Annotated in this window: 5 protein-coding genes; 2 read left to right on the top strand and 3 right to left on the bottom strand. The window is 70.5% G+C overall.

Annotation, left to right across the window (positions count from 1 at the left end):
- Positions 1 to 178: 178 nt before the first annotated feature.
- The 3 genes from RWP81_RS12740 to groES form a co-directional block, all read right to left on the bottom strand.
- Positions 179 to 1,465 (bottom strand): ABC transporter substrate-binding protein, encoded by a 1,287-nt coding sequence (locus tag RWP81_RS12740; protein ID WP_055959064.1) that lies wholly within the window; start codon positions 1,463 to 1,465, stop codon positions 179 to 181.
- A gap of 195 nt (positions 1,466 to 1,660) precedes the next feature.
- Positions 1,661 to 2,602, bottom strand: coding sequence for an EamA family transporter RarD (rarD, locus tag RWP81_RS12735; protein ID WP_314456652.1), 942 nt, complete (start codon positions 2,600 to 2,602; stop codon positions 1,661 to 1,663).
- 152 nt (positions 2,603 to 2,754) lie between these two features.
- Entirely contained in the window at positions 2,755 to 3,051 is a 297-nt protein-coding gene (gene groES, locus RWP81_RS12730; RefSeq protein ID WP_039394204.1) for a co-chaperone GroES, read from the bottom strand.
- A 399-nt stretch (positions 3,052 to 3,450) separates the two neighbouring features.
- Here groES and RWP81_RS12725 point away from each other — a divergent pair, with 399 nt between their 5' ends.
- Complete coding sequence (locus tag RWP81_RS12725) at positions 3,451 to 5,385, top strand: Hsp70 family protein (RefSeq protein WP_314456648.1); 1,935 nt, start codon at positions 3,451 to 3,453, stop codon at positions 5,383 to 5,385.
- A 26-nt stretch (positions 5,386 to 5,411) separates the two neighbouring features.
- A partial coding sequence (locus RWP81_RS12720; protein ID WP_314456646.1) for an ATP-binding protein occupies positions 5,412 to 6,944 on the top strand: 1,533 nt, incomplete at its 3' end.

The following is a 6,944-nucleotide window of genomic DNA, read 5'->3' as shown; positions in this document are numbered from 1 at the left end:
CCATTGCCCGCGCCCGCACGAGCGCCCGCACCAGCACCAGCGCCAGCGCCTGCGCCAGCGCCAGCACGCCGCCAAGAGGCGGACCGGGTGCATGCCCGCGGTGACGACCCTGATGCCCCACCCGCGAACGGGAAAGGGCCCGGATGCCGATGGCATCCGGGCCCTTCGCGGACTCAGGTCACTCGTTGAGCGAGCCGAACTCCGTGTTCAGCAGGGTGTACTTGTTGTCGGCACCGTACTGGTAGATGCCGATGTACGCCTCGGTCGGGTCACCGTTCTCGTCGAAGGTGATCGGGCCGGAGACACCGTCGTAGTCGATGTCGGTGCCCTCGTTGACCAGCGCGAGGCAGTCGGCGAAGGTGGTGCACTTCTCGCCACCCTCGGAGACCGACTGGAGGTTGTCGCGGATGGCGGTGCCCGAGTCGTCCTTGGCCTGCGCCGCGGCGAGAGCTGCGACGATGACGGCGTCGTAGGACTCCGGTGCGTAGCTGAAGTCGGTCAGCGCGGGGTCGACCGTCAGCAGCTTCTGCTGGAAGGTCGTGTCGGCCGGGTTGCCGGGCAGCGTGCCCTTGGCGCCCTGCAGGGTGCCGGCGGGGAACTCGTACGAGTTCGACAGGTTGCCGTCGACGAAGTAGACCTGCGCCGCCGGGTAGCCCTGCGTGCTGACGAGCTGCGGGATGATCGACGACGTCTCTTCGAACGCGATGACCGCGACGGCGTCGGGCTCAGCCGCGAGCAGCTCGTCGACCTGCGACGTGAAGACCGTGTCACCCGGGTTGTACGGAACCGCGACGGAGACCTCGCCACCGGCGGCCTCGATGGCCGTCGTCGCGTTGTCCTTCAGGCCGATGCCGTACGGGTCGTTGATGTAGATGATGCCGACGTTCGCGGCACCGTCACCCGTCATCAGGTTGCCGAGCACGCGGCCCTGCAGCACGTCGGACGGGGCGGTACGCCAGTAGTACCCGCCGTCGGCGTAGGTGGTGAAGTCGGGCGACGTGTTCGCCGGAGAGATCTGGACGACACCGGCGTTGACGAGCTGGTCGACGAACGTGAACGACACACCCGACGAGGCGGCACCGATGACGACGTCGGCACCGGCGTCGACGAGCTCGGTCGCCGACTGCGTGGCGATGTCGGTGGTGGTGTCACCCGAGTCGCGCTCGGTGAGCTCGACCGAGAACGGGAACGCGTCGCCCGCGGCCTCGATGTCTTGCACGGCGGCTTTGACACCGGCGACCTCGGGCGGGCCGAGGAAGGCGAGGTTGCCCGTGGCGGGAAGGATCGTGCCGACGTGGAAGACGCTGTCTGCCGTCGAGGTGCCGCCAACGGCGCTGCTGGGTGCATCGCTGGGCTCGGCTCCGCCGCCGCCGCCGGCACAACCGGCGAGGACGAGCGCGCTGGCGCCGACCAGGGCGATACCGCCGAGGACTCGGGCGCTGCGCGTGCGCGGGAAGACGTTCATAGTGCTCCTTGCTGTGGATGAACGCGGGGGGAGACCCATGGGGTCACCTGATTCCCCCAACTTAATCGGATGCACGTTTTCCGCATGTTGCCGTTCGTTAACGATGTGCGTCCCGGCGGTCACGGGCGCATAACGGTCGGCGGCGCACCGACGAGAACGGACGGATTCAGCCGGTAAACGCAGGGATGACGCGGCTCATACCGGCTCGGCGACATCGGCCACCACGCGACGGTGACGCCGCGACGCCACGATCGAATCGGCGCTCAAGAGCACCAGCGCCAGCCAGACCAGGGCGAAGCCGAGCCAGCGCTCGAGGGTCATCGGCTCGTGGAGCACCCAGACACCGATGACGAACTGGATGACGGGCGCCACGAACTGCAGCAGCCCGATCACCGTCAGCGGCACCCGCCGGGCGCCCGACGCGAACAGCAGCAGCGGAATGGCCGTCACGACGCCGGCCGACAGGAGGAGCACCGTGTGGAGCACTCCGACGGTGCCCAGCGTGATCCCCGAGAGGTTCGCGACGAACACCAGCTGGATCGCGGCGACCGGCAGGAGCCACAGGGACTCGAGGGTCAGACCGCTCACGGCATCCACCGACGGGCCGATCTGCTTCTTCACCAGACCGTAGAACCCGAACGAGAACGCCAGCGTCAGGGCGATCCACGGGAAGGAGCCGTAGCCGACGACGATGACGACGACCGCGACGACCGCGATGCCCACCGCGATCCACGGGAGGACGCGCAGTCGCTCGCGCAGCACGATGACCCCGAGCAGGACCGTGACGATCGGGTTGGCGAAGTACCCGAGGCTCGTCTCGACTACGCGATCGGTCAACGCCCCGATCAGGTACGTCTGCCAGTTGACGTAGATGAGCACGCCCGCGAGGGCGGTGAGCGCCATCAAGCGCGGTTGCCGCACGATCGCGAGGAAGGGGCGCCACACGCGCAGCACGGTGAGCAGCAGGAGACAGAAGCCGAAGGCCAGGATGATGCGCCACGCCACGACCTCGAACGGATTGGTCGGCTTGAGCTGCAGGAAGTAGATCGGCAGGACGCCCCAGAGCAGGTAGGCGCTCAGCGCGTACAGCGCGCCGCGGGTGCTCCCGCCAGCGGGGGCGGGAGGGGCGGCGGTCACTTCCTCAGCCTATGCGCGGCGTCGAGGCGGGGGCCGCCGTCGAGCCACGCTTTCCTGCCATCCCCGCAGGCGAACGCCGAGCTGTGCGGGCCGATCGAACGACGAAGACCCCGGATGCCGTGGCATCCGGGGTCTTCGTTGACGTCACGCGCTCAGCGGACGACGACCGCCAGGACGTCACGAGCCGAGAGCACCAGGTACTCGTCGGCGCCGAACTTGACCTCGGTGCCGCCGTACTTGCTGTAGAGCACGCGGTCACCGACGGCGACGTCGAGGGGGACACGGTTGCCGTTGTCGTCGATGCGGCCGGGGCCGACGGCGACGACTTCGCCCTCCTGCGGCTTCTCTTTGGCGGTGTCGGGGATGACGAGACCACTCGCGGTGGTCTGCTCAGCCTCGACCTGCTTGATGACGATCCGGTCCTCGAGCGGCTTGATGGAAACCGACACGGTCTACCTCTTTCTCGTTACAGAAGACTTGTCAGCACTCACGCGGGGAGAGTGCTAACCAGAGTCTAGAGAAGGGTTGGCACTCGTGCAATGCGAGTGCCAACGTGTCGTGGATCGAGGCGCGGGAGACGCGAGACGACCTGCACGGCCGCGACGCGCAGCCTGCGGCGAGCGCGTGCTGGAGCGGCGCGAAGTATTGCACTTTTACGCCGCGAGTCATACCCATCTCACCCGCCCTTTCATCCTGTTTACGGGTGTGCAACACTTCAGGCACAGCGTCGACACATGCAGGGGGCATGTGTCGGTGGAACACGAACGGGCTCGTCGTCGAGCTCGGAGAGTCGGGGGATTCAGGGGTGCCATGCGGCGCTTCTGTGCGCCCCCGGGGGGTCGAAACACATGGCTACGCCGTACTTCTTGGCGATCGATGTCGGGACGAGCAGGACTGCGGCTGCGACCGCGCGCTCCGCGCCGGATGGAGCGCTGCTGGCAGCATCGCTGCCGCTGGGGCGCAACGCCGACAGCACTCCTACGACCGTCTTCGTCTCGGACAGCGGACTGCTGTTCGGCGACGCGGCGGAGCGGCGGGGCACGGCCCAGCCGGAGCGCCTGGTGCGCGAGTTCAAGCGCCGTATCGGCGACGACGTGCCCATCGTGGCCGGAGACCGGCGCTTCTCACCGCAAGACCTCTACGCCCTCGTCGTGGGATGGGTGATCGGCACCGCGGTCGAGCGTGAAGGACAGCACCCGGCCGGCGTCGCCGTCTCGGTCCCCGTCACCTGGGGCGAGTACCGCACGCAGTTGGTGCGCGACGCCATCGGCCGCCTCGGCTGGAGCGACGTACAGGTCATCACCGAGCCCGAGGCCGCCGCACGCCACTACGAATCGACGCACCCCCTCGACAGCGGCCGCGCCCTGGCGGTCTACGACTTCGGCGGCGGCACCTTCGACACCGTCATCCTCCAGAAGATGCCCGACGGCAGCGTGGACTTCGTCGGCAGCCCCATCGGTATCCCCGACCTGGGCGGCGCGGACTTCGACGACATCGTGCTGCGTCACACCGTCCGTGCCGCTGGCATCCCGGCATCCGCTCTCGCGGGCGTCGAGTCTGACGCGGGCCTCCGCATGGCGCTGGCGTCGCTGCGACGCGAGTGCGTCGACGCCAAGGAATCGCTGTCGTTCGACGGCGAGGCCGTCGTGCCGGTGCTCATCGGCGACGGCCACGGAGCCGTCCGTCTGACCCGTGCCGAGTTCGAGGACATGATCGAGCCCGAGATCGAGCGCACCGTCGAGGTACTCGAGATCGCGCTGGAGCAGTCGGGTCTGACCGCCGACGACCTCGACGCGATCCTGCTCACGGGCGGCACCTCCCGCATCCCCCGCGTGGCGCAGTTGCTGTCGGAGCGCTTCGACCGCCCCATCGCCGTCGACGCCGATCCCAAAGCGATCATTGCACTCGGCGCCGCCCGCACCGCCGCTGGCGGTGGCCTTCGTCCGTACCCGCTGCTCGCCGTCGACGACGCTCCGTCCGACGACGATGACGACGACCGGGACGACGACGACGCGAGCCCCGAGTCCGTCTTCACCGCCCAGCGGAGCGAGAAGCGTGCACCGTGGTTCCGACGGGTTCCCGCCACGGCGTATGTCGCTGCGGGTGTCGCCGTCCTCACCGTGACCGTGGGCGTCGTCAGCGTGCCCGCCCTCGGCGTCGGCATCCTGGCGCGCACCGGAATGGCCGTCACCTCGCAGCCCCTGGCTGCCGACCTCGACGTGCGCGTGTTCGACTCGCTCGATCTGCCCTCCGCTCCCCCGGCGAGCATCGCCGCCCCCCAGGCGCAACCCGTCGCCGAGCAGTCCGCGGCCCCGCAGGACGCCGCAGTTCCCGAGGAGCCCCGCTCGACGAACCGCACAGAGGAGCGTCAGCGCACCCCCCAGCGACTGACCCCCCAGGCCGCTGAGCAGCGCAGCCCCTCGGCGGCACCGCCCGCACAACAGCAGGCCTCGAGCGGTGGCGGTGGCGGCGGCGGCGGAAACCCCGCCTCGGCTACCGAGCCCTCGTCGTCGACGCCGTCGGAGCCGTCGACCGGAACCCCCTCGACCGACCCGACGACGACCGCCCCCTCGCCCTCCGACCCGGCCCCCACCACCTCGCCGACCGACACACCGGTCACCGAGACTCCGGTCACCGACCCGCCCACGACCGAGGAGCCGGCTCCGTCTCCGTCGACGGAGAACCCGCCGCCGACCGAGACCACGCCGCCGTCGGAGCAACCGGCCGAGACGAGTTCTCCGGCCCCCGAGACGCCGCCCGCCTCCGCCGAGCCCACACCCTGACGCGCGTCGTCGGAAGATCACCACCGATGTCGATCTCGAACACGTCCTCCGATGCTGTCCACGGCGACCTCGAGTCGCTGTTGCTGCCGCGCGTCGCACGCACCCTCCTCGACGCCTCCGTCGCGGCGGTCGAACCCGCACCGCTCGCGGTCGTGGGAACGGCCGGCTCCGGGAAATCCCGCGTGCTGCGCCACCTCTTCACGGCGCTGCGCGCGGCCGGTGCCTCCCCCGTCGCCCTCACGCACCTCTCCGACCTCCCCGCCACGGGGGACGCGGTCGTCGTCGTCGACGACGCGCACCTCCTCGACGACGACACGCTCTCCGCGCTGGCGGAGCGACTGCGCACGGGATCCGCGACGGTGCTGCTCGCCACCCGTCCCGACCCCGACTCCCCCGCGCTCCGTGCGCTGATCGACGACATCGAACGCCACCAGCCGCCCATGCTGCTCGGGCACATCACGATGTCGGACGTCACCGCTCACCTGGGCGCCGAGGCGACGGACTCGTCGCGAGAGTGCCTCACGCGCCTGCTCGAGGCCACCGGAGGCCTGGCCTGGCTGACGGCCGAGGCGCTCATGCTGCACGGCGACGCGATCTGCGACGGCCGGTGCGACCACGAAGAGATCGCCCGGTCGCTGGACGACCTGGTTTCGCACCGCATCGACTCCCTCGACCCGTCGCTGCGTCTCGCCGTCGAAGCGCTCTGCCTCGACGAACGCTCCGCGCTGGACGCCGGCGCCGGCCCCGCCTGCGCCGCCGGCTACGACGCCGGTCTGCTGCAGCGCGGCGGACGCACGGTGCCGCTCGTACGCGATGCCGTACGCGCACGGCTGACCGCCGACCGCCTGCTCGAGCTGTACTCCGCGCGGCTCGTGCGCGACGCCGCCTCCGTGCAGGCGCTCCTGGGCGGCACGACGGACGAACGGGTGGCATCCGCCCTGGTCGCCGACGGTGACCGCGAACTGTCGCGCGATCCGGCGAAGGCGGCCGAACTCTACGAAGCGGCCGACCGTGCGGGAGCCCCCTCGGCCACCCTCGCTCTGCGCCGCGCACGCGCCGCCTGGGCGCTGGGCGACGTGGATGCCGCCGGAACCTTCGTCGACCGTCTGCTGGCGGGCTCCGACGCCCCGGGCGACGCCGCCCTCGACATGGCCGCCGCCGTCTGGGCGATGCGCGGCGACATGGACCTCGGGGCCCAGGTCTACCGCGGCGGGGTACCGACGACATCCGAGAGCCGGGCGAAGTGGACGATCGCCGCCGCGGGCGCCGGTCACACCGATCCGGCCGCAACGCCCGTCTCCGCACCCGTTCGCACCATTCCGACCGCCCACGGTGTCTCGCTCGAGCTCCTCTCGCGGGGGCTCCGGGCCTCGCTCGGCACCGGCGATAACGACGGTCTGCAGGATCTCGTGCGTGCCAGCGAGATGTACACCGCGTCGGGGAGCGACGCGCCTCTCCCCGAACTGCCTGCTGTGATCGCCGCGCTCGTCGCCCTGCACGGGGGCGAAGCCGCCGTCGCGCAACGGGTGCTGGATGCAGCGATCGCCGGCGCGCAGGGC

Source organism: uncultured Microbacterium sp. (genome assembly GCF_963521695.1).
Taxonomy (GTDB): Bacteria; Actinomycetota; Actinomycetes; order Actinomycetales; family Microbacteriaceae; genus Microbacterium.
Note: the sequence above shows the minus strand (reverse complement) of the source record. Positions and strands in the feature narration are given on the sequence as shown.